Origin of the sequence: Pseudomonas sp. SAR267 (assembly GCF_052077595.1) — a bacterium.
GTDB lineage: Bacteria > Pseudomonadota > Gammaproteobacteria > Pseudomonadales > Pseudomonadaceae > Aquipseudomonas > Aquipseudomonas vlassakiae.
In genome coordinates, this window is sequence record NZ_JBQIHU010000001.1 from 4,018,977 (window position 1) to 4,043,131 (window position 24,155).

28 protein-coding genes and 1 tRNA gene are annotated in these 24,155 nt (G+C 61.0%); 8 read left to right on the forward strand and 21 right to left on the reverse strand.

Annotation, left to right across the window (positions count from 1 at the left end):
* Positions 1-16: 16 nt before the first annotated feature.
* Positions 17-907: a bestrophin family protein gene (locus ACTORR_RS18855; RefSeq protein WP_313364321.1), complete on the reverse strand. Its 891-nt coding sequence runs from the start codon at positions 905-907 to the stop codon at positions 17-19.
* A 366-nt stretch (positions 908-1,273) separates the two neighbouring features.
* Entirely contained in the window at positions 1,274-1,753 is a 480-nt protein-coding gene (locus ACTORR_RS18860) for a GNAT family N-acetyltransferase (protein ID WP_313364320.1), read from the reverse strand.
* Positions 1,754-1,932: 179 nt separating this feature from the next.
* Between ACTORR_RS18860 and ACTORR_RS18865 the strand changes: the two genes are divergently transcribed.
* A complete protein-coding gene (locus tag ACTORR_RS18865; RefSeq protein ID WP_313364319.1) occupies positions 1,933-2,997 on the forward strand; it encodes a diguanylate cyclase in 1,065 nt (354 codons plus the stop codon).
* Positions 2,998-3,008: 11 nt separating this feature from the next.
* On the opposite strand, the gene ACTORR_RS18870 is transcribed toward ACTORR_RS18865, so the two are convergent.
* Positions 3,009-3,656, reverse strand: a complete 648-nt coding sequence (locus tag ACTORR_RS18870; protein ID WP_262109182.1) for a trypsin-like peptidase domain-containing protein — start codon at positions 3,654-3,656, stop codon at positions 3,009-3,011.
* A 335-nt stretch (positions 3,657-3,991) separates the two neighbouring features.
* Between ACTORR_RS18870 and ACTORR_RS18875 the strand changes: the two genes are divergently transcribed.
* Positions 3,992-5,323 carry a Fic family protein gene (locus ACTORR_RS18875; RefSeq protein WP_313364318.1) on the forward strand — a complete coding sequence of 444 codons (1,332 nt, stop codon included), beginning with the start codon at positions 3,992-3,994 and terminating at the stop codon, positions 5,321-5,323.
* Between the two features lie 460 nt (positions 5,324-5,783).
* On the opposite strand, the gene ACTORR_RS18880 is transcribed toward ACTORR_RS18875, so the two are convergent.
* The gene (locus tag ACTORR_RS18880) at positions 5,784-6,113 is read right to left on the reverse strand and encodes a hypothetical protein (protein WP_441343761.1); all 330 of its coding nucleotides are present in this window, start codon (positions 6,111-6,113) and stop codon (positions 5,784-5,786) included.
* A gap of 1,165 nt (positions 6,114-7,278) precedes the next feature.
* On the opposite strand from ACTORR_RS18880, the gene ACTORR_RS18885 reads away from it, so the two are divergent.
* Positions 7,279-7,563, forward strand: a complete 285-nt coding sequence (locus tag ACTORR_RS18885) for a hypothetical protein (RefSeq protein WP_313364317.1) — start codon at positions 7,279-7,281, stop codon at positions 7,561-7,563.
* A 145-nt stretch (positions 7,564-7,708) separates the two neighbouring features.
* Here ACTORR_RS18885 and ACTORR_RS18890 read toward each other — a convergent pair whose 3' ends face one another.
* The 17 genes from ACTORR_RS18890 to ACTORR_RS18970 form a co-directional block, all read right to left on the reverse strand.
* Complete coding sequence (locus ACTORR_RS18890; protein ID WP_313364316.1) at positions 7,709-8,653, reverse strand: hypothetical protein; 945 nt, start codon at positions 8,651-8,653, stop codon at positions 7,709-7,711.
* 3 nt (positions 8,654-8,656) lie between these two features.
* Positions 8,657-9,256, reverse strand: a complete 600-nt coding sequence (locus ACTORR_RS18895) for a hypothetical protein (protein ID WP_313364315.1) — start codon at positions 9,254-9,256, stop codon at positions 8,657-8,659.
* The gene (locus ACTORR_RS18900; protein WP_313364314.1) at positions 9,253-9,555 is read right to left on the reverse strand and encodes a hypothetical protein; all 303 of its coding nucleotides are present in this window, start codon (positions 9,553-9,555) and stop codon (positions 9,253-9,255) included. The genes ACTORR_RS18895 and ACTORR_RS18900 overlap by 4 nt, the downstream gene beginning before the upstream one ends.
* The gene (locus ACTORR_RS18905; protein WP_441343762.1) at positions 9,552-9,902 is read right to left on the reverse strand and encodes a hypothetical protein; all 351 of its coding nucleotides are present in this window, start codon (positions 9,900-9,902) and stop codon (positions 9,552-9,554) included. Before ACTORR_RS18905 ends, ACTORR_RS18900 begins: the two co-directional genes overlap by 4 nt.
* Positions 9,899-11,695 carry a DUF927 domain-containing protein gene (locus ACTORR_RS18910; protein ID WP_313364312.1) on the reverse strand — a complete coding sequence of 599 codons (1,797 nt, stop codon included), beginning with the start codon at positions 11,693-11,695 and terminating at the stop codon, positions 9,899-9,901. The genes ACTORR_RS18905 and ACTORR_RS18910 overlap by 4 nt, the downstream gene beginning before the upstream one ends.
* The gene (locus ACTORR_RS18915; protein ID WP_313364311.1) at positions 11,682-12,572 is read right to left on the reverse strand and encodes a toprim domain-containing protein; all 891 of its coding nucleotides are present in this window, start codon (positions 12,570-12,572) and stop codon (positions 11,682-11,684) included. Before ACTORR_RS18915 ends, ACTORR_RS18910 begins: the two co-directional genes overlap by 14 nt.
* Positions 12,569-12,796: a hypothetical protein gene (locus tag ACTORR_RS18920; RefSeq protein WP_313364310.1), complete on the reverse strand. Its 228-nt coding sequence runs from the start codon at positions 12,794-12,796 to the stop codon at positions 12,569-12,571. Before ACTORR_RS18920 ends, ACTORR_RS18915 begins: the two co-directional genes overlap by 4 nt.
* Entirely contained in the window at positions 12,789-13,079 is a 291-nt protein-coding gene (locus ACTORR_RS18925; protein ID WP_313364309.1) for a hypothetical protein, read from the reverse strand. The genes ACTORR_RS18920 and ACTORR_RS18925 overlap by 8 nt, the downstream gene beginning before the upstream one ends.
* Before the next feature lie 2 nt (positions 13,080-13,081).
* Positions 13,082-13,798, reverse strand: a complete 717-nt coding sequence (locus ACTORR_RS18930) for a hypothetical protein (protein WP_313364308.1) — start codon at positions 13,796-13,798, stop codon at positions 13,082-13,084.
* Positions 13,795-14,010 (reverse strand): hypothetical protein, encoded by a 216-nt coding sequence (locus tag ACTORR_RS18935; protein WP_313364307.1) that lies wholly within the window; start codon positions 14,008-14,010, stop codon positions 13,795-13,797. Before ACTORR_RS18935 ends, ACTORR_RS18930 begins: the two co-directional genes overlap by 4 nt.
* A 2-nt stretch (positions 14,011-14,012) precedes the next feature.
* Positions 14,013-14,342 (reverse strand): hypothetical protein, encoded by a 330-nt coding sequence (locus ACTORR_RS18940; protein WP_313364306.1) that lies wholly within the window; start codon positions 14,340-14,342, stop codon positions 14,013-14,015.
* 481 nt (positions 14,343-14,823) lie between these two features.
* Positions 14,824-15,342: a Rha family transcriptional regulator gene (locus tag ACTORR_RS18945; protein WP_313364305.1), complete on the reverse strand. Its 519-nt coding sequence runs from the start codon at positions 15,340-15,342 to the stop codon at positions 14,824-14,826.
* The gene (locus ACTORR_RS18950; protein ID WP_232883050.1) at positions 15,339-15,719 is read right to left on the reverse strand and encodes a hypothetical protein; all 381 of its coding nucleotides are present in this window, start codon (positions 15,717-15,719) and stop codon (positions 15,339-15,341) included. Before ACTORR_RS18950 ends, ACTORR_RS18945 begins: the two co-directional genes overlap by 4 nt.
* A 1-nt stretch (position 15,720) precedes the next feature.
* Positions 15,721-15,942: a helix-turn-helix transcriptional regulator gene (locus ACTORR_RS18955; RefSeq protein ID WP_256816168.1), complete on the reverse strand. Its 222-nt coding sequence runs from the start codon at positions 15,940-15,942 to the stop codon at positions 15,721-15,723.
* 125 nt (positions 15,943-16,067) lie between these two features.
* Entirely contained in the window at positions 16,068-16,985 is a 918-nt protein-coding gene (locus ACTORR_RS18960) for a hypothetical protein (RefSeq protein ID WP_256816166.1), read from the reverse strand.
* 100 nt (positions 16,986-17,085) lie between these two features.
* Positions 17,086-18,294, reverse strand: a complete 1,209-nt coding sequence (locus tag ACTORR_RS18965; RefSeq protein ID WP_441344125.1) for a tyrosine-type recombinase/integrase — start codon at positions 18,292-18,294, stop codon at positions 17,086-17,088.
* 208 nt (positions 18,295-18,502) lie between these two features.
* Positions 18,503-18,587 (reverse strand) — tRNA-Leu (locus ACTORR_RS18970).
* 108 nt (positions 18,588-18,695) lie between these two features.
* On the opposite strand from ACTORR_RS18970, the gene queA reads away from it, so the two are divergent.
* The 5 genes from queA to secF all read left to right on the forward strand — a co-directional run bounded on the left by queA (position 18,696) and on the right by secF (position 24,099).
* Positions 18,696-19,745, forward strand: a complete 1,050-nt coding sequence (gene queA, locus ACTORR_RS18975) for a tRNA preQ1(34) S-adenosylmethionine ribosyltransferase-isomerase QueA (protein WP_054887554.1) — start codon at positions 18,696-18,698, stop codon at positions 19,743-19,745.
* Positions 19,746-19,759: 14 nt separating this feature from the next.
* Complete coding sequence (gene tgt, locus ACTORR_RS18980; RefSeq protein WP_176510082.1) at positions 19,760-20,875, forward strand: tRNA guanosine(34) transglycosylase Tgt; 1,116 nt, start codon at positions 19,760-19,762, stop codon at positions 20,873-20,875.
* 42 nt (positions 20,876-20,917) lie between these two features.
* Positions 20,918-21,253: a preprotein translocase subunit YajC gene (gene yajC, locus ACTORR_RS18985; RefSeq protein WP_008092587.1), complete on the forward strand. Its 336-nt coding sequence runs from the start codon at positions 20,918-20,920 to the stop codon at positions 21,251-21,253.
* Between the two features lie 64 nt (positions 21,254-21,317).
* On the forward strand, positions 21,318-23,180 hold the full coding sequence (gene secD, locus ACTORR_RS18990; protein ID WP_054887556.1) for a protein translocase subunit SecD: 1,863 nt from the start codon (positions 21,318-21,320) through the stop codon (positions 23,178-23,180).
* Positions 23,181-23,190: 10 nt separating this feature from the next.
* Positions 23,191-24,099, forward strand: a complete 909-nt coding sequence (gene secF / locus ACTORR_RS18995) for a protein translocase subunit SecF (RefSeq protein WP_054887557.1) — start codon at positions 23,191-23,193, stop codon at positions 24,097-24,099.
* Positions 24,100-24,155: the final 56 nt, after the last annotated feature.

Consider the following 24,155-nt stretch of genomic DNA (forward strand, 5'->3'; position numbering starts at 1 on the left):
GGCCGCGAAGCGGCCCCTACTGCGCCAACTCCCCACACTGCGCTTCCCGCTGCATCGATTCCAGATTCCGCTCGATGGTCTCGCAGATGGTGTCCATCTGAATCTGATGCTCGCTGAAGCGAAACGGGCTCTGCAGATCCGTCCCGATCCGCTCGATCGCCAGCAGCATGAACCCGACCACCGTCGATGCCAGCGGCGTGAACCAGCCCAGCGACTCCACCAGCCCCACCGGCACGATCAGGCAGAACAGGGTGATGAAAAGCCTTGGGAAGTACACGTAGGGGTAGGGCAGTGGCGTATTGGCGATCCGCTCCATGCCACCCTGGGCGTTGGACAGGTCCACCAGCGTCGACTCCAGCCGTGCCAGGCGAATGCTGTCCAGCCGCCCGGCCTGGTATTCCCGTGCCACCAACGCCGCCGAGCCGCTGAGAATATCGTTGGCGAAGTTGTTCGAACGGTTACGCCGCTCGAACTCCCCCGGCGGGATGAACGCCATCAGCTCGTCCGGGCAGGCCTCACCCTTCAGGTGCGCCGCCAGGCAGTTCACATAGGCAATGTGCCGACGCAGCAAGGTGGCCTTGATCGGGTTCAGCCCATCTTCGGTGTCATCGATCAGCGTCAGTGTCTGCCGGGCGAAGCTGCGCGAACTGTTCACCAGCGCCCCCCACAAGGTCCGCGCTTCCCACCAGCGGTTGTAGGCGCTGCTGTTGCGAAAGCTCACCAGCACCACCAGCGCCGAACCCAGCAAGGTCAGCGGGATCAGCGGCAGGGTGAACTTGCTGTTGAAGAACAGCATGAAGTCGATGGTGACCAGCACATCCCAGAGCAGCAGCCATAACAGCGACCAGCCGATGTAGCCGAAGGTCTTGACGATCAGGCGGTATTTGCGAGCGATGACGTCTTTCACGCGGAGTGCCTCGAAAAGCCGGGGATGCAGGATGGGACGTCGAGGGGAGGGTATGGTTCGGTGATGTTCGTTCTGGGGTGTTACTGAACGTGTTGTTCAAAAGCGGGAAGCGGACTACACGGCTTTCGGATGCTGCTGACTAGGGTGTCGAAAAAAGGGCTGGCATTGTCGATGCTTCTTCATTTCGCGTATTTGTGCAGGGGTTCTGATGAAGCGAAATCTAATTCCTTTCGATATGGTCACGCTCCTTGATTGCGAGGAAGCAATCAAGGAGTTACCTGATACAGGTGATGAGCTATGGCAACTCTGCTGAGCTTGCCCGGGCGCGGCTGCAGGTCGACAGAGCCCGGGCACGTAATGCCGTGATCAACCCAGTTGCTGTTTCATCTGCACCAAGGCCACCCGCCTGCCATCCTGAGCCTGGCGCTCCTCAATGCCAAACGGTGCAAAGCCAAGCTGTGGATAAAGCAGCAAACCCGCGGTGTTGTGGTTGAAGCACGACACCCAGACCTCCCGCGCCGCGAACTGCTCGCGGGCCAGCTCGACCATGCATTGCACCAAGTAACGCGCCACACCCTGGCCCCGAGCGGCGGGGGCGACCACCACGTTGCCGAGGGCGCAGATACCACCGTGCTCGGCTTTGTAGAAGTTGGCGAAGCCGAGCAACAGGCCATCGCCTTCGACCACGGTCGAACCGCTGCGCTGGGCGATGGCATCGCTCAATTGAGCGGGGGTGAGCGGGTAGGTGGCCTTGGGAAACAGGTAGAACAGCTCGTCCGGGTTTTGCGGGAAGCAGCAGATGGACGGGATGTCGCTGAGTTGGACGGGCCGGTGGGCAAGTTGCATGACAGGTCCTTTTGCATGAGTGTGCTGGCACACCATCATAATCGGCATTTCGTCTGCCAGATTTGGTGCTCTGAATTAAGTGATGGCACAATGCCTTGCTCGCCAACCTGCTGGGCACTTTTACGCCGCGCAGCCTGTCCGTTGCATTGAAAGCACAGCAATTTCTCGATGAGCCCGCCATGAACGAGCGCAGGGGCAAGGGCCTCTCTTTCGCCAAACGCATGCATGTTCCCCGCGCCATCGGCACGGGGCTGGGCTTTTTCTGCGTGATGATCGGCATTGCCCCGCTGGAGCCGAGCGGGTGGGTGTGGGGCTTGCTGGCGGTGCATGGCTTCGTCTGGCCACACCTGGCCTACCTGATTTCGCGCGTCTCGCTTCACCCGTTCAGGGCCGAACAACGTAACCTGATCTTCGACGGTTTTGCCGGTGGTTGCTGGGCCGGGGTGATGGGCCTGAACCCTTTGCCGAGCGTGATCATCCTGTCGATGATCGCAATGGACAAGATCGCCGCTGGCGGCTGGCACATGCTGTTCAAGACCTTGTTGGCGCAACTGGCGGGGATCGGCTTGGGCATCTGGCTATACGCGCCGGCGCTGTTCCCGCAGACGTCCCAGGCACAGATGCTCGCCTGTCTGCCCATCTTGCTGATCTACCCCATGGCCATCGGCATGATCTGCTACCAGGTCACCGTGCAACTGGCCCAGCACAAGCGTGCGCTGGCCCATCTCAGCCAGACCGACAGCCTGACCGGGCTGAGCAACCACGGGGCCTGGCAAAGCATGTTGCTGCGAGAGTTCCGCCGCTGCCAGGCGAACGGCGCCAAGAGCTACCTGGCGCTGCTCGACATCGACCACTTCAAGCAGATCAACGACCGCCATGGCCACCTGGTAGGCGACAACATACTGCGAGTGATCAGCGCCAGCTTGACGCTGCATTTGCGCAAAAGCGACCCGGCGGCGCGCTATGGTGGCGATGAGTTCTGTGTGATGTTGCCCGATACGAGCGCCGAGCAGGCCATCGCCATTCTGGAGCGTCTGCGCCAGGCCATCGAAGCCTTCCACGATCCTGCCTTGCCGCAGTTGTCATTGACCCTGAGCATCGGCATCGCGCCCTTCGATGCTGAGCTGGTCAACGCCGAAGCCTGGCTGCATGCCGCCGACATGGCGCTTTACGCCGCCAAGCACGCAGGTCGCAACTGCATCGTGCTGGCCGGCGCAGATGAACAGGCGGAACGTTCCGCCTGACCTTCGCTGGCTCAAGGCTTGCTGGCCACCGCGACATAGCCTTTGACCGCCGCAGGCGCGCCGTGCGGCTTGCCTTTGTGCGCCAGGTACTGGAAGCGGCGCCATTCCTTGTCGATTTCGCTGTACGACATGAACACACTGACCCTCGCCTTGCCGGCCAGGTCCGGGCGGTTGCGGGCATCGATCCCGTCCTTGGCGATGAAGGCGACGTTCATCCCGACCACCTTGCCGTCATCGGCGAACACCGGGCCTCCGGACATGCCTTTGGTGATTGGGCCGTCATGCACCGCGTAGAAAACACTTCCCGGCGTCCCTTCGAGGCGTACCAGCGATTCGAGCGTACGGCCCTTGCCTTGCACCGGCATCATGAAGCTGTTGAAGCCGACCGCAGTCACCGACTCGCCCGGCACGAACTGGCGCCACTGCGGCACCTTGCTGGCCTTGTGCTTGAAAAACACCACGTCTCCCAGGCCCTCATGCACCACGTTGCGCAGGAACGGGGTGTGCTTGGCAGTGACGGCGTAGTCTTCGTTCCACTGGATGGCGCTGGCCATCAGCAGCATCGGCAGGGGGGCACCGGAAGTGACGACAAAAGCCTGGTCGTAGACGGGGTCTGAAACGTATGCGGTTGGCATTCCATTGCACCCACTCAGCAGCATCATTGCTGCCAGACAGGGCGCGGTTTTGTTCATGGGGCACGCGGGGGTGGTTTAAAGGGGTGAGCAAATATGGCCAAGTGATATTACAGAGGCAATACTTTTGGCATATATCCGACGAGTGACAGCTTATGGCCATCATTCACGCGGCGGCCAATTGATTTGCTGGATGCCTGGAGGGCGCGAGGTCGTTGGGGTGGCGTCAAAAGGGCGGGTCTTTTGGCTTGTCAACACGGATGAGCTGGGTTGAGCTGCATTGAGCTGCATTGAGCTGCATTGAGCTATATTGAGCTGCATTGAGCTATATTGAGCTGCATTGAGCTATATCCGGAGAAGTCATGACTTTGCCAAACAAGATCCTGATCGCTTTGCAGGGCAATCAAGCACTCAGTTCTCGCGAGCTGGCCGAGCGCCTGGATGCGAGTTGGTCAACTGTCAAACGCCACCTGGAGGTATTGCTGGAGGCGGGTAAGGTTGAGCGCGAAAAAGATGGGCGAACAGCGCGATACCGATTGAAGTTTGCTGTATCTCTTGCCAGCGACAGTGAGCAAGCACCGAGTATCACCGCTGACTTGCCCTGGTCCTCGGAAAGCCGCGCACTTCGTGCATCGCTGCTTCGGCCATTGGCAATGCGCGAGGTGGTGACGTATCAGCGTGATCTGGTGGACAGCTATCAACCAAATCAGACGACGTGGCTGCCCCAGAATCTGGCCGCCGCACTGGAACATGAAGGCAGAATGAGAGGGCAGCAGCCGGCGGGCACTTATGCGCGCAAGGTGCTGGAGCCTTTGCTGATAGATCTCTCCTGGTCCTCGTCGCGTCTGGAAGGCAACCGCTACACACTGCTCGACACCGAAAGGCTTTTCGAAAGTGGTGTGACGGGCGGCGATCTGGATGCGGTCATGCTGCTCAACCACAAGGCTGCCATCGAGTTCATGGTCGATGCGGTGCCTGAATACGGGCTCAATCCGGCGGTTATCAGCAACCTGCATGCTCTGCTGATGCAGGATCTGCTGGCAGATGGCGCTGCCTTGGGCAGTATCCGCCAGACAGTGGTGAACATCAGTGGCACCACCTATTTCCCGGCCCAGATGCCTTCGCTGATGGAGGAGATGTTCGAGCAGATACTGGAAAAGGCGAGGCAGATAAAGAACCCGATCGAAGCCGCGTTCTTCCTGTGGATAAACCTGGCCTACCTGCAACCGTTCGAGGATGGAAACAAACGCACGAGCCGGTTGGCAGCGAACATCCCGTTGATGCTCTACAACTGCTCGCCCTTGTCATTCCTGGATGTGAACCCAGAGGATTATGCGCTGGCAATGATGGGGGTCTACGAGCAGCGGAATATGTCCATGGCCGCGGATCTGTTCGTCTGGCTTTATCGCCGTTCGATCAGCAAATATGGCGTGATGCTCGAAGCCATGGGGGTGCCGGACCCTGTTCGTCTGCGCTATCGAGAGCTGCTGAACGAATCAATCAATGCGGTCGTGCGCGAGGGCTTGACTGTGGATCAGGTGGTGGCTGGGCTGGAACTGCCTGCAGAAGAGAAAGTGCAGTTTGCGCCGTTGCTACGCGGCGAACTGGATATTCTGGCGCTGCACAACTGTGCCCGTTACAGATTGGGCATGAAGCAGGTGAAGGCATGGATCGATGCCGGTCGTCCCTGCTGAAGCTGGGCTGGACGGGCGCTGCCACGTGGCCCTGTCAAGGGAAACGTCAGGCACAAAAAAACCGACCATAAGGTCGGTTTTTTCCGGATCTTGGTGCCCGAGGGGGACTAAAACACATGGGTTTTGGCCTAGTGTTTATGGGGTTTTCGTGATTTTTGGTTTTTGATCTACTCACAAATCTACTCACTTTTCTTCGCGTGGCCCCCTTTTGCGACTCTTAATCGGACAAATCGGTGGTGTTATCGCCACCCTGTTTCGGAGGTAGTGTCGGCACCTGTCACGGTAAGATTGCGGTAAGGCCACTGGGTGAACGGATCGTTCACCATGGCCAGGCGTACAAGCCATCGAGGATCGGGAGCCGGGCGGTTATCAAAGTGAACCCAGGCCTACCCCAGTCGGTTTGCTTACTTTTCCTTACCTGGCCCTGACGCCGGACAGATACCGGAAAGCTCGCCGGTATCTACAGCCCCATCTGCCTGATGATCCTGCGCGGCTCCATTCCGTCGCGAAGCGCCCGGCTGGCGTCCATGGTCATCTGGTCGAGTGCCTTGCTCTCGAATGCTTCGGCCATGGCGGCGGCCTTCCTCACGATCAGTAGCGCCAGCTCGGGCGGGAAGGTGATCGGTTCCGGGTCGGGTAGGTAGTCGCAGTCGATAACGGACATGGTGCGGCCCTCGATGTGGTGGCGCCTGATTATCTGATAACTGCCCAGCATCCGGGTAGTTTGCCCGTGACGACCGGCCACCTGCTCCGGCCTGCTGTCAGGGTTATAAATTTTCGCGCAGGTCATCCGTATATCTAGGTAACGCTGCTAGCGTCAGCCTGCCATCGTGGCACGAGCCTACCAATATCAGTCGAGACTGCCGGAACTGGTAGTTTCAGTGCTCAGGGCTTCCCCGATCTGTCTGAGGGTTTTCCCCATGCAAGCCTGCGGGTTTTCCCCATACTGGCGCCCTGAATCATTCTTGACGGGCCTCGCCCCAATCTCACCCTTGGAACTGCTCCAGCCCTTACAGAACGGGGCATACAGCCTGGCGCTGGCGCGTGCTCTCCCGCCAATCCGTCAAGGCCTGTCAAGAATTTCGCCCCGCCTCGGCCATTTTGGACGGGGATGCGCTGGCCGGACGATAGCCAACCGCCTGCTTCCCAGGTATACCGCTGGCTCCCCGCCATTGCGCTCGTTGGCGCTGGCGCCGATCCGTCCAGAGCCTGTCCAGAATCCCCGCCTCGAATTCTTGACGGGGTGAGGGCTTAAATTGAGCCGCAGGCAGCGTCCCGGCTAGGCTCAGGTCCATATCACGCCTCCCGATCCGTCTAGTGCCTGTCTAGAATCCGTCAGGGGTCTGTCGGGGGTATGAGACGGCCAGGGCCTCGACTTTGACGGCCTCCAGCTCGGACAAACCTCTGACGCCCGGCCACAGGGGCCACTGCCATCTGCCTGGCCCGTACTCCGTCAAAGCTTGGTCAAAGAAGCGCCTAGCACCACCAGCAATGTGAGACAGCGCCGACCACCAGCCTTTACCGGAACGGCCTGGCATATGGCCTCGGACGGGCAGGCCGTGCGGGTTCCGTCTCAGCCTGTCTCACATTCGGTAAAGGCCCGGTAAAGGTTGCTGGCCAGCTTGCCGTGTTGATTCCTACACAGTGTGTCGCTTCCTACACGGTGGAACCTGAGAAAACCTGAGATTGAATCGGCTGGCGCTAGGTGAGGGATTCGTGGTTTTTATGTGGTTGTTCACGGTGGGCACGGCAGTGCGGTTGCCACTGGCAAGCCTGCAATACCGTGGAAACCAGAGTGGAAACCAACGGCTGGCAACCATGCGAAGTGGTTACTTTTCGTGGTTACTGATCTGGTAACTACAGACCAGGCCACCCAGGTTCGCAGTTCGCGCATAGGCGGTTGCGAACCTGGCGTGCGAATCACCGGTGCGAACTGGCCAAGCACCAGCGCCAGAATGCGTACCAACGGTGCGTACCTGGCCGCGCACCACGACAGGATCACGCGCCGGGCTTGCGTGAAGGTGGTGCGTGAAGCGCTGCGCGAAACAGGCCAGGCACTGACTGCTGGAGCTGCCCATTTCGTGGATACCAGAGTGGATACCGGCTTTCGTGCCATCGCCAGCGACCTGACAAAACCTGACATTCTGCCCGAGTGGCGACCTGGCCGGATGTTGACAAATGTTGACATCGAGGCGGCCCGGCGCAGCCATCCAAGCGCCAGCCCTGTTAGCAAATGTTAGTGCCGGGCCGGGGCTGGCCAACCTTCCAGCCTGTTAACAATTATCAAGGTTGGCGCCGCCCAGCGAGACAGACCATATGGTCTGAGTGAGACGTTTTGGCCTGTCTCGCGCCACGATTCCGCGCAGTCGTGTTTCGTGGCGCGGCCTACCCGATCAGGTTGAAAACAATGGCCTCGCTCTCGGCCATGTCGTCGCGCTCGCTGGCGATCAGGTAGCGGAACACCGTCAGCGCTTCGGCCTTGTCGCGGGGTCTGATCTGCGCCAGCAGCCCGAACACAAACCATTCCCGTGCCGTCGCCTCGGCTGGTCCGTCGCTGGCGTCCCGATCCACGGCGTTGCGCAGCCGGTAAAGCTGATCCCAGTAGCCCAGCTCGTACAGGCAATCAGCCAGCGTGTGTGGCAGCAGCTCAGGGTGGGCGTTGAACCGGGCAGCCACTTCGCTCTTGTCAAAGTCACCGAGTTGGCCGGTAGCCTCCAGCCCGCGCAGCGCATCGATACAGAACGATTCCGCCTCGGTGTCAGCCAGCAAGGCATCACCGAAGCGAGCGTTACCCTCCAGCCTCAGCCGGTGCCGCTCGATAGCCCGAGTGGCCAGCGCCTCCAGGTCAGCGAAGCCGAACGACGACATGGCGGCGAATGGGTGGCCGGGGTTGGTGGCTATCAGGTGAGCCGTGTAGCGCTTCTCCAGCACATCGAGCGACGTTTTGATCTTCTTGACGCCCTCCATGGCCCGGTCAATCAGAACGGCCTGACCGGTGTTGATGATCGAGCGCAGCCACAGCACCGCATCCACCTCCTTGTCGCCGGTGACCACTTCCTGCGGCGGCAGCTCGGGCACGCTCGGCAGGGTCTCGGTGCTGGCGCTGATCGGCGGCAGGGTGAACAGGACGCGGTGCTGCTCGTTGTCGCGGTAAGCCCCGGAGCGTGAAACCAGGGTCTTCACCGTTCCCAGCGGCAGGCCGGTAATCTCGGCCACCTCACGCAGCGAGTGACGGCGGCGCAGGTCCAGCACCTGCCGGCGCTGCTCGTTTGAAACCCGCTGTTTCGTCTTGGCGGCTGAATCCGCCTGTTTCATTGCTGGCGCGATCATGGCTCACACCACCCTCAGTTTCGGTGGCAGCTTCGGCCCGAACGGCGCCCCAGGTGCGAATGGGTCAGGCAGCACGCCATCGGGGCAGTCCCTGATGAAGTCCGCCATAGCCGCGTGACAGGCGTTGAACAGCGGTGCGTCATTCCATTCTTGCCCCCGGCGTTCTGCGCTGTTCTCCAGGGCATGGGTGAACGCCAGGCCTTCCAAGCTGGTGACGCCCTCCCGCCTGGCCTGTTCTCGCTCCACCGTGTTCACGCTCAGCAGGTCGCACAGGCGCTCGAACCCCAGGGCACCGGCTAACCCGGCCTCATCGAACAGCAACTGCCGCCCGAACCCGGACAAGGCCACCAGCGCCTTGCTGCGCTCATCGTCGCGGTGCTCCCACGCTTGCTGCTCCAGATCGGCAATGGCCTGCCGGGTGAACGGCAGGAACGCTTTAAGCTTGCCCGCCTGGCGGCGCATGGCTCGTCGCTCGGCATGGATCGAATCCAGGTTGAGGGCGATGTTGCGGCAGATACGCCGCGTGGTGATGAGTTGCGTGCTGGCGCTGATGCCGGGCTTCAAGGCGATATCGCACAGGCGCATGGTTGGGGTGAGCGTCATGGGTGGGCCTCCATGGGCGTGTTGTCGTAGGTGGTGCGCAACTCAGTACCGATCAGGCAATGGCGACCAGCGGGCGCATAGCAGCCCCGGCAGGTCATGACATGGCTGATGTACCGGTCGCGGGCCAGGCGCCATTCAGGGGTGGCATTGGCGGCGTTGGTGTACGGGCTGGGCGGCAATGGCGCAGGCTCGACCAGCATCAGGCGCGGGCGATCCGGGGTGCGTTTCGCCATGGGTGGTTTGCCAGCGCCAGCCACGTTCGGCGGCATGTGATTGAGCAGGTCGGAAAGGAGGCTCATGGCGTCACCATGCCCTGATAGCTGCTAATCAAATGTTCCTGTGAATTCAAAAAGTGTGGGAACAGTGGGAACAGTGGGAACGCCCCAGTAAATTCGCGGCCTCCAGCGGTGTTTTTCTGTTCCCATTTTGTTCCCACACTGATTTTTGTGGGAACAGTGATAACCAAAACGATCAGAGCCAAGGCGCTCTTATATTGGAAAGCGATTGTGTGTTCCCACTTGTTCCCACTCTTTTTATTAGGTGGGAACGGCTGGAAGCCCCGGATTTCAAGGCTGTTCCCACCGTTCCCACCAAATCTAGGTTCCTGTGAATATGGGCAATCTCGGCTTGTGGTGTTGGCGGTCATACGGCGCCGCCTTCACTATCCAGGGCCTCGGGGTCGATCACATACAGCCAAGGTGAACCGCCACCCGGTACGCGGTACTTCTTGGCGTGCCGCTTCCGATCCGCTCCACGCTCAGCAATCGCGCTGGCGCCATCCAGCGCTTTCACGATGCGGCTCAGCCCGTACCCATGCGCTGCCTCGATCAATGCCGACTTGTTGAACAGGTACAACTGCCTGCCCCCGGATAGCTTCCAGTACCCGGCCCGGTTGAACACCTTAATGTCTGGTATCTGGTCGTTCACGTCCGAAAACCGGCTACTGCCGTGCTTGTCGATGAAATCGAGGATGCCCGCCAGTATCTGGCGATCCTCGGCATTGCCACCACCCACCCGGCTCAGCCATTCGCCATACAGCAACTGGCAGTCGGCCAGGGCGCTACCCGGCGTCCATGGCAGCAGGCCATAAGCAATGGCCATCTCCCCCGCCAGCGCGATCACCGCGAAGCGATCCGCCACCCGCCCGGCCTGAGCGTTGTCCTCGACGAACTGGGCGCGGATACCGGCGAAGTCTTCCAGCAGGCCGGGGCGGTCGTCGCTGGCCAGCAGCTTTTCCACGAATGCCGGGCCGATGTGCCCGTGGTTCGCTCCCACAGCCACGGTGAGCTGGCGATGGAAGTCAGCGCCCTCCAGGCCGTGCAATTCATCGAAGGCGCGGTGTGTGCGGGTGCCGGCGTTCACGTCCACCATGCGCAGCTCAGCGCCAGCATGGGCGGCGTTACCGCTGATGGCCGCGTGCTCAGACAGGGAGCGCTCACCACTGGAAAGCGCCAGCAGACGCCAGCTCAGTTTTCCGCGTGCCTCCCGGTCACGGGTCATGGTGCCCTTGCCCTGGCCGTTGGCGAGCGAGTAAGCCATTTCCTGTACGCGCTTGGGGTCAGCCCGTTTGATTTCGTCCAGGGGCAACATGGTGTCGTTGCGGCTGGATGCTTCGATTTCCAACCCGCCTTTGGTCATATCCCACGAGGCGGCGAATATGCCGGGGTCGCCCCATACCGATGAGCCGATCAGCTGCGCCAGTGACTTGCCGCTGGAGCTGTCGCCCACCAGGTGAACACCGCCACCCAGCACGCCCACCAGGCTCAGCAGCGGGCCAGCCAAGGCGCAGCCAATGGCCAGGGTCAGTACAGGGTTCCCCTCGCACTTGGCCGCTACCTCGGCCTTCCAGCCGTCCAGGCTCCCGCGCACGCTGAATAGGTTTTGCCCCTTACCGCTGGCCTGATAGCGCACCTTGTCACTGCCGATGGTGCGCCCAGGCAGCACGAAGGCGCCCGACTCATGCCAGCCGGGGCGGCAGGTGGTTGCGAACACTTCGGCGGGGCGCTGGTCCAGCAGGTACTCCATGAACTGGCCGCGCTTCTTGAGCGCGATAATCACGCCCATGCCAAACAGTGTCCGCCTGGCGTCTTCACCGCTCCCGCCGAACACCTCCATGGGAATGATCCATTCCTTGGCGCCGTTGTCCGTGTGCAGGCGCAGAAAACGCCCCTCGCTGCCATCGTCGCTATTGGTGGTGCGTGCCACCACCGTCACGGGCGTGGCGATCCATTCATCAGTGATGGGGCGGTCGGTCTTATCGTCGTCGCTGTCATCATCAGCGGCGCTGCGCTTGAACCCGTGCCAGTACACGCCGGGCTTGAGCCTGCGGCCCTTCTCATTCGTTACCCAGTGCTCATACACGCCCCAGCAAGGGCGATCTGGTTCGACCATGGGCGCCTCGGGGCGCAGGTTGATAACGTTGTTCTCAGGCGGACGCATGGTGGCACCTCCAGGCGGCTAGATCGTTGAAGTCGGAAAGGGTCAGCGGCGCATCGGCGGGCCACTCGGGGAAGGTCACAAGGCCACCACATGCGGCTGCGGCGTCATGGGCGGCGGTGCGCCCCGGATTACCCTTGCCCTCGGCCTCGGTTTCGCGGTCGTCGTCGCCGGCGATGATGATTTCGGTGCCGGGGTGGTCGGCCCGTAGCGCCAGCGCCACCGGTTTCAGGTTCCCGGCGTTCATCGCGCAGGCGACGGTATAGCCGCTCTCGTGAAGCGTGGCGCCCGTGGCCCACCCCTCACAAATGCACAGTGGCTTGCCCGGCGTGATGCGCCCCAGCGGCGAATAGGCGCCTGTGATCCGACCGCCATACAGGAACCGCTTGCCGCCGTCAGGGGCGATCCGTTGCAGGTTGACCAGCACGCCCCCGGCATACAGCGGCACCAGCAGATCGTCACCACGCTGGCGCAGGCCGTGGGCACGAATGCCCTTGGCGACCAGGTAGGTGTGGGTCGGGTCAGCACGGCGAGCGTCACGCCACCAGCGTTGAGCTAGGGTTGCCGCCTTGAGCTGGCGCCGTTGCCGTTCGGCCTCCCGCTGGCGCCGGGCCTGCTCGATGCGCTGGCGCACCTGCTCGGCTTCGCGGGCGTCCACCGGTTCACGGCTACACCAGGTGTTGGTGCCGCCCGTCTTCCAGCTCCCGAACGCGCCCGAGGCAATGCCATCGGCAAACAGGCAGTACCATCCATTGAGCGTGCCGGGCTTGTCGCCGGGGACGTGGAAACGGTGAATGTCGCCATCGTCCAGAGGCAGCCAATCGAGCGGCCCATAGGCCGACTGGAGCGCATCACGGAAAAGGATCACAGGATCAGTCATGCGGCCCCCTGCGGTGGGGTGAAGCGCTTGGCCAGCCGTTCCAGTTGATTGGTCAAACGCTCCAGCTCAGGGCAGTGACGGCCAGCATCACCCTCGGCAATGCGCAGCTCCAGGAAGCCCACCAGCGTTTCCACCAGTAGCGCATAGCTGGCGCTGTCGATGTGGGCGCCAGCAGTCGGCGGGCCACCGACACCCTTGCGGCGAATGGGCGTTACCTTACCCATGGCTCACCCCCTGGCGATCAGCGCCAGCAAAGGCCCGGCAGACATGTCCGTTGTTGACCGCGTGCCAGTAGGTCAGCTCGTCTAGCGAATCGACCAGGCTGGAAGTCACCACGGCATCGGCACTACGCATAACTACGCGCCCGCACTCGGCGTCGGCCTGGCTCAAGAACGGCCCCAGCAAGGCCCGTTCGGCCTTCGGATGGCTCACGTAAAACAGCTCGGTGGCTTTCTTCGGGATGAACGAATCCCTCAGCGCAGCGCGGCGCTGTTGAAAATTGGTCATGCTTAAGCCCTCAGTCGAGAATCGCGGCGATGGATACGGCGGCGGTTTCGGGTGTGCTCAATCAGCGCAGGTGAGACATGCGGCCCGACAAATGCTGCCAGTTCCTCGGTTTTCAGCATCGAGGCAGGCACATAGGTGTACTGCCCACTCGGCAGCGCCTTTGGCGCCCTGCGGGTGCGAGGCATGTTCTTGTTGAGCAGTTCCAAGTCGGCGGCCATTACTTCCTGCAAGCGCTTGCCTGTCTCGCTCAGAGGTAGTGGCTCCCCTGGCCTTACCTGCTCCCAGGCATAGCGGTCCGCCAACATCTCATTCACGCGATTGATTACCTTGTGGCATTCATCGCGTGCCGCAAGATCAGGCATCAGGGCGATATCCCAATACGTGAAGTTGTCGATATGGTGGCCAATTTCATGGTTGACGATGAACGGGAAAACCTCGTTGTCATCCAGCACCGCCCAATCCAGTTCAGGGCGGTGAGCACCACGGAAAGCGCTAGCGTTCACACTGGTGGCCAGCTTGATAGCAATCCGCTCATCACACAGGCGGCTTTCGCTCGACACGTCACGAATGATCGGCTGCGCCCAGCAGTTGTATTCGCCCCAAATACCGCCCAGGTTGGTGAAGGTGTCCAGTGTCAGGCCAACCCCATTGGACTTGGCCAGCTCTGCGAACTGGCGATACTGGCGGCGGGTGATGCGCAGGGTGGTATCGGTCTTCACAGATCACCCCCTTGCTCAGCGATCACGCCTTCCAACATTTCGGCCCAGGCCATGGCGGTGTGCTGCGCCATCACGGCGGTGACGCGGGCGACGATGACCGGCGTGGCAGGTGCGGCGATCAGCGCTAGCGCCATGCCCAGTAGCACAAGCACGCCTTGCACGTCGCGCAGGTCGTCTTGGGTGTCGTCGGGCTTCTGAATCAGGGTGGTCATAGTTACACGCCCCCGACACAGGCTGCGGCCTTGAAGTGCTTCACCAGCGCAGCACCAGGGCGCGGTTGGCGCTGGCATTCCTCCAGCGCGGCGCGAACCTCGTTCGACACACGCAAGGCATCGTCCAGGCCCGCCAGGGATTCGCGGCAACGGCCCTGGATGCTGATTGAGGCGCTCGGGAAGTCGGTTTTCACCATGGTGGCGATATCGCCAGCAAGGCTTACCCCAACCACTGGGGGAAGGTGGAACGCTTGCTGGCCGGGAATCGTAATCACGACCTGAGATTGAATGAAGCCCTGTACCGCTTCGGCGTTGCGATGAGCCAGAGTCATTGGGCACCCCCGACAGCTTCAATGGCTCGTGCTTTCGCCATGGCTTCGTTATAGCGCTTGAGGCGGGTAGCCAGGCTGGAATTAGCGTGAAGGGCAGCGATTGCCATTGCGCGGTGGGCAGCGGCACGAAGTCGAGACGGATTGAGGGCGTGTTGCATGTGTGTAGCTCCAACTTGAGATGTGGAGCTGCCACGATCCTTTCCACGGGATTGGGTGGCAGCCGTGCGCGGGGTGGAAAACCGGGCAAGTTGGCACCCGGCAGACCCGAAGGTCTCCCACGCACGACCACCATAAAGCGACATTGCAGGCATAGAAAAAGCGCCAGCAATGGACATGGGGCGCTTGTGCGCCAACTTGATGTTCGGGTTTCCACGCCCGGCCACGGGATTTACCGTGACGGGCGGACGATACATGCGGGTGGGAGTGGATGCAACCCCCTGTTTCAGATTGGGCAAGGGCAGGGCTGGGTGGGTGACGGGCATCACTGGCAGCCCCCTTCCAGGTCGAGCGGGAGTTTCAGTTGCTCGCGCAAATGAGCGACGTGCTGATACGCGCCCGGCTTGTCGTAGCGCCAGCGGGCCAGGCGGCGGCCATTCTGGCTGGCTTCCTGCTTGCGAGCTTCCAGGGCGAGGCAGGCATACCCATACCGGGCTTCGCGGAAAGCCATGATGAGGTCGGCTTTCAGATCAACCACGCGATCAGTGTTGCGGGACAACGCCAGCAGGAAAAACGCTTGATCCTCATTCAGCAAGGCGAAGCGCTCGGCCTTCCCGCCACCTTGGGCACGTTTACCAACTTCGGTTTGAAACGGAAGATGGCCGAACCGGCGAATCTTTCCGGCGTACTTGTCGATTAGCTCCATGCTGCTTTTGTGTTGCGTGCCTAGTTGCTTTGCGAGCAAGCGACTATCCACACGCGGCTCGCCCTTGTACTGGGTCAGGGTAATGCGGGATTTTCCCGGATTATCTTCGCCCACCAGCTTGTTGATCTTGGCCGTCATGCCGCCACCTTCTGACGTTTCGCCGCCCGGTTGAACATCAGCGCCAGCACCTTGTCCGCTTGCTCATGCGAGCTTTCCAGCAGCCGGTAACGGGTACAGTCGCAGGGTTCGCCCCAGTTGTTGGGCGACTTCTCGGGGATGTGCTCGAACACCAGGCCGTAACTGCTCTCAAGCACGGGAATGGTCGAGTTCAGGCAGGTATCACCTACCCAGCGCGGCGCCTCGAACCGGTTGAGGGTGCCGAAGTGGCGGACGTACACCAGGACGCGGGCAATCTTGGTTGGGGCAGTTTCCAACAGTTGGGCGGGGCTGGCGCTGGTGGTAATATCGCCTTGCGACTGGCTGCGTTTCTCTTCGGGGATCGTGGCCTTTTTCATTTCAGGCCACCTCTCGGCTTTCCGCGATGCGGTCGTCCATCCAAGCGATAATTTCGCTTTCGTCCCATACCACGGATTTAGGGCCAAGCGTGATTTGGGATGGGAAACGCCCATCGGCAATGCGGCGGTAAATCTCCGTGGTGGAAAGGCCGGTGCGGTCTTTAACTTTGGGGAGCTTGATGAAGCGGCGGGGGAGCTGGGTGGGGCTGGTTTGCATTGCCATGTCATGCGCCTCCTTGGGTGGCGTCGGGAACATGGCTCCATGCTGGGGCGGATTACTATAGGTGTAACCGCAATTGCGGTTTTACGTTCCGCAACTGCGGTGATTTTATAACGTGCTGGAGGAGGTTATTCCTCTCCTGCTATTGCCTTGTTTGCAGCAGCAAATATTTCGTCAAGATTGCGCTCTTTCAAGCCACGAAAAGAGAAACGCTCCAGAATAGCTGACTTGATGGCAGACTGTTTCATTCCTTGAGGTCTTGGGCGATCAACTGGCGACTCCATTAGTTTTATCAGTGCGGCAGTGGCAAGCCAATGTGATCGCTTGGATGTGTTGTGTGCTGTCTCTTGTCGCGCTGACTCAGCTTTCGCCAATCGTTCTCGTAAGTGATGATTTTCTAAAAGAGCTGCTTTGAGTTGGCTGCTTAAAGCCTCGACGCCTGCTTCGGGGTCAATGACCTGAATACTCGCGTAGCCAATTGTCACAGGCATCGCTTTTATTTCGTCTCTAGCGGCCCTTCGTAGCCAGATTGCCTCTTCGATCAGTCTATCCGAAATATTAATAGCTCGGTCATACCACTCTTCAAACGCCTCTCCAGGGGTATATCCTCTTCCAGTCAGCCACTCACATAGCTCGCTGTAATCAATAAATGTCAGGTTTGGAACAATTATCTCGTCAAAATCACGGAGAGTTTTCGCGGCTTTAAGGCGCCCTATCTCTACGGCGTTAATCAATTTTGGTAGGAATATCTCCGTGACGTTCACGAGCAGGGAGGCTACCTCCCGTGAGAGTAGGTGGCCGTTATATTCGGCAAGCGCTGGGATGCTTACATTCCCGGCAGCCCATTGGTCGCAGGCGATTAGCTCAGCAGCTTCTTGGAGGTTCATCGTCCAAGTGCCGAAATTTTCCAGCTGAGCCAGGCTTTCACCGAGGGTATGATGTTGGTGGATTACGTCAGTAATGTGCTTTTCTACTAATTCATCTTCCGTGCTGCGATGTCTCAATAGTTGGGTTTTGTCTATGCCAAATATTGTCCTGTCATTCATCACGTAACCCTCCCAAGCGCTCCCACTACTGAATAGGTCTGCCAGTCAGGCGGGTGGGAAGTCCGCTTTTCGCTCCGTCGAGCTAGGCCAGCCAAAATTTTTACGCCTTTCGTTTGATGCTCACCACGTTGGCGCCAGCGCACAGGGCGTCTATCGAGTCGGCCCACGCTTGCATCATTTCCCGGCGTTGCTCCAGGTAGTGCGCGTGGTTGTAAGTGTCGCGGATCGAATCTTGATCGCCGTGGGCAAGCTGTCGCTCAATCCAATCGCGGTTGTAACCTCGGCTGTTGAGGCTGGTGCTCAGTAGGTGACGGAAGCCATGGCCAGTCTGGCGTCCCTCGTAACCCATCGAGGAAAGCGCCTTGTTCACCGTGTTCTCACTCATTGGTCTGGCCCGGTCATTGCGTCCAGGGAAGGCGAGGGGATAGGTGCCGGTCAGCTCATGCAGGGTGCGCAGCAGCACCACTGCCTGGCGTGGAAGCGGGACGATGTGAGGGCGCCGTGCCTTCATCCGTGCCGCTGGGATCGTCCAGGTAGCGGCATCTAGGTCGAACTCATCCCAGGGCGCCAGTCGTAGTTCACCGGGGCGCACCGCTGTCAGCAGTAGCAGGCGAATTGCGATCTTGCTGGTGATATCGCACTGAGCCGCCTCCAGCTTCCCCAGCAGGTCGGGCAGCTCGGTTTCCGATACGTGGGGGTGATGGCGAGTGCGCGGGGCGTGGGCGGCTACCACGTCCAAATCCGTGGCGGGATTGCCTGGCACCACGCCCTTGGCCAAGCCGAAGCGGAATATCTGGCTCAGCCACTGGCGAACTTTCCGGGCGACGTTGAACGCCTCGCGCCGCTCGATCTTTCGCACCAGGTCTACCAGCTCAGGGCGCTGGACCTCGGCAGCAGGCCGCTTACCGATCACTGGGAAAATGTCCGACTCCAGGTATTGCAATGCCTTCGACGCGGTGGCCGGTGCCCATCGCGGGTGGTTGTAGGCGTACCACTCCCGCGCCAGCGACTCGACCGTCAGGGCCTGGATCGCAGCCGCTACCTTCTCCTGATGTTTATAGGCGCTTGGGTCTACGCCCTGCGCCAGCAGCTTCTGTGCGGCATCACGGCGTTCGCGGGCATTGGCGAGCGTGACCGAGGGATAAGCGCCCACGGCCAGCATCTTCGCCTTGCCTTCAAATCGGTAGCGGACGCGCCACAGCTTGCTGCCGGTCGTCGTGACCTCAAGGCATAAGCCGTGAGCGTCAGCCAGGCGGTACAGCTTATCGCGGGGTTTGGCGGTGCGGATGGCAGTGTCAGTGAGCGCCACGGCGATACCCTTGCAGTTCACTGAGCACGCCGGAATGCGGTCAGTGTGTGAGTAGATTTCTGGACCGAACTCGGTCTACTCACAAATCTACTCACATAACTTTGGGCTTACAAGGGAACCACTGGGAACTGTGGGCACAAAAAAACCGGCTCAGTGGCCGGTTTCTCTGGTGTTCCGGGTCTGGTAGGGACCGCTTGGAACTATATGATGGTGCCCCGAGGGAGACTCGAACTCCCACTCCTTTCGAAAACGGATTTTGAATCCGCCGCGTCTACCAATTCCGCCATCAGGGCGTGTGGCGCGCAGTATAGAGAGGTGCTCGTGGTCGGTCAATCGGCTTTCATGGTCAATTTTCACACATTGGGCTAAACTTCCCGGCCCTGTCGAACCCGAACATCATCATGCGCGTCGCCGATTTTTCCTTCGAACTCCCCGATTCCCTGATCGCCCGCCACCCTCTGGCCGAGCGCCATGGCAGCCGTCTGCTGGTCCTCGATGGCCCGAGCGGGGCGTTGGCGCACAAGCAATTCCCCGATCTGCTCGACTACCTGCGGCCGGGCGACCTGATGGTGTTCAACAACACCCGGGTGATTCCGGCGCGGTTGTTTGGCCAGAAAGCCTCCGGCGGCAAGCTGGAAGTCTTGGTCGAGCGTGTACTCGACAGCCACCGCGTGCTGGCCCATGTGCGTGCCAGCAAGGCGCCGAAGGAAGGCGCAGTGATCCTCATCGATGGCGGTGGCGAGGCCGAGATGGTCGCCCGCCACGACACCCTGTTCGAACTGCGCTTCACCGAAGAGGTGCTGCCGCTGCTCGATCGCGTCGGGCACATGCCGTTGCCGCCCTATATCGACCGCCCCGACGAAGGCGCCGACCGTGAGCGCTACCAGACCGTGTACGCCGAACGCGCCGGTGCGGTGGCCGCGCCGACTGCGGGCCTGCACTTCGACGAAGCGCTGCTGGAAAAGATCGCCGCCAAGGGCGTCGAGCGCGCCTTCGTCACCTTGCACGTGGGCGCCGGCACCTTCCAGCCGGTGCGGGTCGACAAGATCGAAGACCACCACATGCACAAAGAGTGGCTCGAAGTGAGCCAGGACGTGGTCGACGCCATCGAGGCCTGCCGCGCCCGTGGCGGCCGGGTGATCGCAGTCGGTACCACCAGCGTGCGCTCGCTGGAGAGCGCAGCGCGCGATGGCGTGCTCAAGGCCTTCAGCGGTGATACCGACATCTTCATCTACCCGGGTCGGCCGTTCCATGTGGTCGATTGCCTGGTCACCAACTTCCACCTGCCGGAGTCCACGCTGTTGATGCTGGTCTCGGCCTTCGCCGGTTACCCCGAAACCATGGCTGCCTACGCGGCGGCGGTTGACCAGGGTTACCGCTTCTTCAGTTACGGTGATGCCATGTTCATCACCCGCAATCCGGCGCCACGCGGCCCAGAGGATCAAGCATGAGTCGCACCTGTCGAATGTCGTTCGAACTGCTGGCCACCGACGGCAAGGCCCGTCGTGGCCGGCTGACCTTCCCCCGTGGCACGGTCGAGACCCCGGCGTTCATGCCGGTGGGCACCTATGGCACGGTCAAGGGCATGCTGCCGCGTGACATCGAGGCCATCGGCGCCGAAATCATCCTCGGCAACACCTTCCACCTGTGGCTGCGCCCGGGTACCGAGGTGATCAAGAAGCACAACGGCCTGCATGACTTCATGCAATGGAAAGGCCCTATCCTCACCGATTCCGGTGGTTTCCAGGTGTTCAGCCTGGGCGCCATGCGCAAGATCAAGGAGGAAGGCGTGACCTTCGCCTCGCCCGTCGACGGCTCCAAGGTGTTCATGGGCCCGGAAGAGTCCATGCAGGTGCAGCGTGACCTGGGCTCGGACATCGTCATGATCTTCGACGAGTGCACGCCGTACCCGGCCGAGCACGACGTGGCGCGCACCTCCATGGAACTGTCGCTGCGCTGGGCCCAACGCTCGAAGAATGCCCACGCCGACAACACGGCGGCACTGTTCGGTATCGTTCAGGGTGGCATGTACCAGGACCTGCGCATGCGCTCGCTGGAAGCCCTGGAAAACATCGGCTTCGACGGCCTGGCCATTGGTGGCCTGTCGGTTGGCGAGCCGAAGCACGAAATGATCAAGGTGCTCGACTACCTGCCGGGCCAGATGCCGGCTGACAAACCTCGTTACCTTATGGGGGTAGGCAAACCGGAAGATCTGGTTGAGGGTGTGCGCCGCGGCGTCGACATGTTCGACTGCGTGATGCCCACGCGCAACGCGCGCAACGGCCATCTGTTCGTCGATACAGGGGTAATCAAGATCCGCAACGCGTTCCATCGCCATGATGATTCGCCGCTGGATCCGACCTGTGACTGCTACACCTGCACCAACTTCTCCCGCGCTTATCTCCATCATCTGGACAAGTGTGGCGAAATGCTGAGCAGCATGCTGAATACCATCCACAACTTGCGCCATTACCAGCGCTTGATGGCCGGTTTACGCGAGGCTATTCAACAGGGTAAATTGGCCGCCTTTGTCGACGCCTTCTACGCCAAACGCGGGCTGCCTGTGCCGCCTTTGGACTGACTGTTCGCATCCATTATTAGAACATTACATTAGGAGTGCCCAATGAGCTTCTTGATCCCCGCCGCTTACGCGGACGCTGCAGCACCCGCCGCTGGCCCAGCCGGCACCGGTTTCGAATGGATTTTCCTGGTCGGTTTCCTGGTCATCTTCTACTTGATGATCTGGCGCCCGCAGGCCAAGCGCGCCAAAGAGCAGAAGAACCTGCTGAGCAACTTGCAGAAAGGTGATGAAGTTGTCACCAACGGCGGTATCGCCGGCAAGATCGTCAAGGTTTCCGATGACTTCGTGGTCCTGGAAGTTTCCGACACCGTCGAACTGAAGTTCCAGAAGGGTGCCATCGCGGCCACCCTGCCAAAAGGTACGCTCAAGGCTATCTGAGTTACCGGTTTCATTTTTCCAGTCGGGGCGCGCAAAGCGCCCCGCGTCTTGAACGGGCGGCGTGATGCTGAACAAATACCCTCTGTGGAAATACGCACTGATCCTGGTGGTACTGGCGATCGGTTTCATTTATTCCGCTCCCAACCTCTACCCGGATGATCCGGCGGTGCAGATCAGCGGTGCCAGCTCGGCGCTGCGGGTCAACCAGGCTGACCTCGATCGCGTCAGCAAGGCGCTGGTCGATGCCGGTATCACCGTCAAGGGCGCGAGCCTGGGTGAGAAGGGCAGTGGGCTGATTCGCCTGACCAACCAGGAAGATCAACTGCCAGCCAAGGATGTCGTGCGCAAGGCACTGGGCGATGATTATGTCGTGGCCCTGAACCTGGCCCAGACTACCCCGCAATGGCTGCGCAACCTGGGTGCAAGCCCGATGAAGCTGGGCCTGGACCTGTCCGGTGGTGTGCACTTCCTGCTCGAAGTGGACATGGACAAGGCGATGAGCGCCCGCATGAAAGTCTACGAAGGCGAGGTCAAGACCTTGCTGCGCAAAGAGCGCATCCGCTACCGCAGCCTGCCGCAGCAGGATGGCGGCGTAATGCTGGGCTTCGCTGACGATGCTACCCGCGAGCAGGCACGCGCCCTGATCCGCAAGAATTTCAACGACTTCGACCTGACCACCACCGAGCGCAACGAGCTCGCCGTGCTGCGTCTGGCGCTGACCCAGGCGAAAGTCGCCGAGATCCGCGAGTACTCGATCAAGCAGAACCTGACCACCGTCCGCAACCGTGTGAACGAGCTGGGCGTGGCCGAGCCGCTGGTGCAGCGCCAAGGCGCCAACCGCATCGTGGTCGAGCTGCCGGGCGTGCAGGACACCGCCGAAGCCAAGCGTATCCTCGGTAAAACCGCCAACCTGGAGTTCCGCTTCGGTGCCGAGCCGGGCGCTTCCAAGGCCACTACCGAGGTCTTCGAGTTCCGTGAAGGCAACCGTTCCGCTGCTGTCGAGCGCGGCCTGATCATCACGGGTGACCAGGTGACCGATGCCCAGGCCAGCTTCGACGAGCATGGCCGGCCGCAGGTCAACATTCGCCTGGATGGCCACGGTGGCGAGCTGATGAGCCGCGCCACCCGCAGCAACGTTGGCCGTAGCATGGCGGTGATCTTCATCGAGCAGAAGCCGGTCACTCGCTACGTCAAGCAGACTGTCGATGGCGTCGAGAAGGACGTTGCCGTACAGAGCTTCCAGGAAGAGAAAAAGATCATCAGCCTGGCGACCATCCAGTCGCCACTGGGTAGCCAGTTCCGTATCACCGGCCTGAACGGCCAGGGTGAGTCGTCGGAACTGGCCCTGCTCCTGCGTGCCGGTGGTCTGGCTGCGCCGATGTACTTCGCCGAAGAACGTACCATTGGTCCAAGCCTGGGTGCCGACAACATCACCAAGGGTATCGATGCGTCGCTGTGGGGCATGCTGTTCGTCTCGCTGTTCATCATCGCCATCTACCGCGGCTTCGGCGTGATCGCCACCGTTGCCCTGGCGGGCAACATGGTCCTGCTGCTGGCGCTGATGTCGCTGCTGGGCGCGACCCTGACCCTGCCAGGCATCGCCGGTATCGTGTTGACCATGGGTATGGCGGTGGACGCCAACGTACTGATCTTCTCGCGTATCCGCGAGGAGCTGAGTGCCGGTATGTCGGTGCAGCGCGCCATTCACGAAGGTTTCAACCGCGCCTATACCGCGATCATCGACGCCAACCTGACCAGCCTGCTGGTCGGCGGCATCCTGTTCGCCATGGGTACCGGCCCGGTCAAGGGCTTCGCGGTCACCATGTCCCTCGGGATTTTCACCTCGATGTTCACCGCCGTCATGGTGACCCGCGCAATGGTCAACCTGACCTGCGGCGGGCGTGACATCAAGAAGCTGTGGGTTTGAGGGAGCTGCGATGAAAACCATCAACTTCATGGGCGTGCGCAATGTCGCGTTCGCCGTCACCGTGCTCCTCACCGTGCTGGCGCTGTTCAGCTGGTGGCAGAAGGGCCTGAACTTCGGCCTGGACTTCACCGGCGGTACGCTGATCGAGCTGACCTACGAGCGCCCGGCCGACCTCAAGGCGGTACGTGCAGAGCTGGTCGACTCCGGCTTCCACGAGGCCGTGGTGCAGAGCTTTGGCGCCACCACCGACCTGCTGGTGCGCATGCCGGGTGATGACCCGCAGCTGGGCAACAAGGTTGCTGCCGCACTGCAGAAGGTCGGTGGCGACAACCCGGCCACCATCAAGCGCGTTGAGTTCGTCGGCCCGCAGGTGGGTGAAGAGCTGCGCGACCAGGGCGGCCTCGGCATGCTCCTGGCACTGGGTGGCATCCTCATCTACCTGGCCTTCCGCTTCCAGTGGAAGTTCGCTGTGGGCGCGATCGTCTCGCTGATCCACGACGTGGTGGTGACCCTGGGTATCCTGTCGTTCTTCCAGATCACCTTTGACCTCACGGTGCTGGCGGCGGTACTGGCGATCATCGGCTACTCGCTGAACGACACCATCGTCGTCTTCGACCGGGTACGTGAGAACTTCCGTGTGATGCGCAAGGCCTCGCTGATCGAGAACATCAACGTCTCGACCACCCAGACCCTGCTGCGCACCATCGCTACCTCGGTGTCGACCTTGCTGGCGATCGCTGCGCTGCTGTTCTTCGGCGGCGACAACCTGTTCGGCTTCTCGCTGGCACTGTTCATCGGTGTCATGGCCGGTACCTATTCGTCGATCTACATCGCCAACGTGGTACTGATCTGGCTGAACCTGAACAGCGAAGACCTGATTCCACCTGCGAAAAACGAAGGCGTGGATGACCGTCCTTAAGGATTAGTCCTACGCCGTTCGGCGACCAAAGAGGCGCGAGTGTTGAACTCGCGCCT

Excerpts from the sequence above, each read along its gene's own strand:
- ACTORR_RS18860 (WP_313364320.1), bottom strand. The coding sequence starts at position 1,753 with ATGCAACTTGCCCACCGGCCCGTCCAACTCAGCGACATCCCGTCCATC.
- ACTORR_RS18865 (WP_313364319.1), top strand. The coding sequence starts at position 1,933 with ATGAACGAGCGCAGGGGCAAGGGCCTCTCTTTCGCCAAACGCATGCAT.
- ACTORR_RS18870 (WP_262109182.1), bottom strand. The coding sequence starts at position 3,656 with ATGCTGCTGAGTGGGTGCAATGGAATGCCAACCGCATACGTTTCAGAC.
- ACTORR_RS18875 (WP_313364318.1), top strand. The coding sequence starts at position 3,992 with ATGACTTTGCCAAACAAGATCCTGATCGCTTTGCAGGGCAATCAAGCA.
- ACTORR_RS18880 (WP_441343761.1), bottom strand. The coding sequence starts at position 6,113 with ATGACCTGCGCGAAAATTTATAACCCTGACAGCAGGCCGGAGCAGGTG.
- ACTORR_RS18885 (WP_313364317.1), top strand. The coding sequence starts at position 7,279 with ATGCGTACCAACGGTGCGTACCTGGCCGCGCACCACGACAGGATCACG.
- ACTORR_RS18890 (WP_313364316.1), bottom strand. The coding sequence starts at position 8,653 with ATGATCGCGCCAGCAATGAAACAGGCGGATTCAGCCGCCAAGACGAAA.
- ACTORR_RS18895 (WP_313364315.1), bottom strand. The coding sequence starts at position 9,256 with ATGACGCTCACCCCAACCATGCGCCTGTGCGATATCGCCTTGAAGCCC.
- ACTORR_RS18900 (WP_313364314.1), bottom strand. The coding sequence starts at position 9,555 with ATGAGCCTCCTTTCCGACCTGCTCAATCACATGCCGCCGAACGTGGCT.
- ACTORR_RS18905 (WP_441343762.1), bottom strand. The coding sequence starts at position 9,902 with ATGACCGCCAACACCACAAGCCGAGATTGCCCATATTCACAGGAACCT.
- ACTORR_RS18910 (WP_313364312.1), bottom strand. The coding sequence starts at position 11,695 with ATGCGTCCGCCTGAGAACAACGTTATCAACCTGCGCCCCGAGGCGCCC.
- ACTORR_RS18915 (WP_313364311.1), bottom strand. The coding sequence starts at position 12,572 with ATGACTGATCCTGTGATCCTTTTCCGTGATGCGCTCCAGTCGGCCTAT.
- ACTORR_RS18920 (WP_313364310.1), bottom strand. The coding sequence starts at position 12,796 with ATGGGTAAGGTAACGCCCATTCGCCGCAAGGGTGTCGGTGGCCCGCCG.
- ACTORR_RS18925 (WP_313364309.1), bottom strand. The coding sequence starts at position 13,079 with ATGACCAATTTTCAACAGCGCCGCGCTGCGCTGAGGGATTCGTTCATC.
- ACTORR_RS18935 (WP_313364307.1), bottom strand. The coding sequence starts at position 14,010 with ATGACCACCCTGATTCAGAAGCCCGACGACACCCAAGACGACCTGCGC.
- ACTORR_RS18940 (WP_313364306.1), bottom strand. The coding sequence starts at position 14,342 with ATGACTCTGGCTCATCGCAACGCCGAAGCGGTACAGGGCTTCATTCAA.
- ACTORR_RS18945 (WP_313364305.1), bottom strand. The coding sequence starts at position 15,342 with ATGACGGCCAAGATCAACAAGCTGGTGGGCGAAGATAATCCGGGAAAA.
- ACTORR_RS18950 (WP_232883050.1), bottom strand. The coding sequence starts at position 15,719 with ATGAAAAAGGCCACGATCCCCGAAGAGAAACGCAGCCAGTCGCAAGGC.
- ACTORR_RS18955 (WP_256816168.1), bottom strand. The coding sequence starts at position 15,942 with ATGGCAATGCAAACCAGCCCCACCCAGCTCCCCCGCCGCTTCATCAAG.
- ACTORR_RS18960 (WP_256816166.1), bottom strand. The coding sequence starts at position 16,985 with ATGAATGACAGGACAATATTTGGCATAGACAAAACCCAACTATTGAGA.
- queA (WP_054887554.1), top strand. The coding sequence starts at position 18,696 with ATGCGCGTCGCCGATTTTTCCTTCGAACTCCCCGATTCCCTGATCGCC.
- tgt (WP_176510082.1), top strand. The coding sequence starts at position 19,760 with ATGTCGTTCGAACTGCTGGCCACCGACGGCAAGGCCCGTCGTGGCCGG.
- yajC (WP_008092587.1), top strand. The coding sequence starts at position 20,918 with ATGAGCTTCTTGATCCCCGCCGCTTACGCGGACGCTGCAGCACCCGCC.
- secD (WP_054887556.1), top strand. The coding sequence starts at position 21,318 with ATGCTGAACAAATACCCTCTGTGGAAATACGCACTGATCCTGGTGGTA.
- secF (WP_054887557.1), top strand. The coding sequence starts at position 23,191 with ATGAAAACCATCAACTTCATGGGCGTGCGCAATGTCGCGTTCGCCGTC.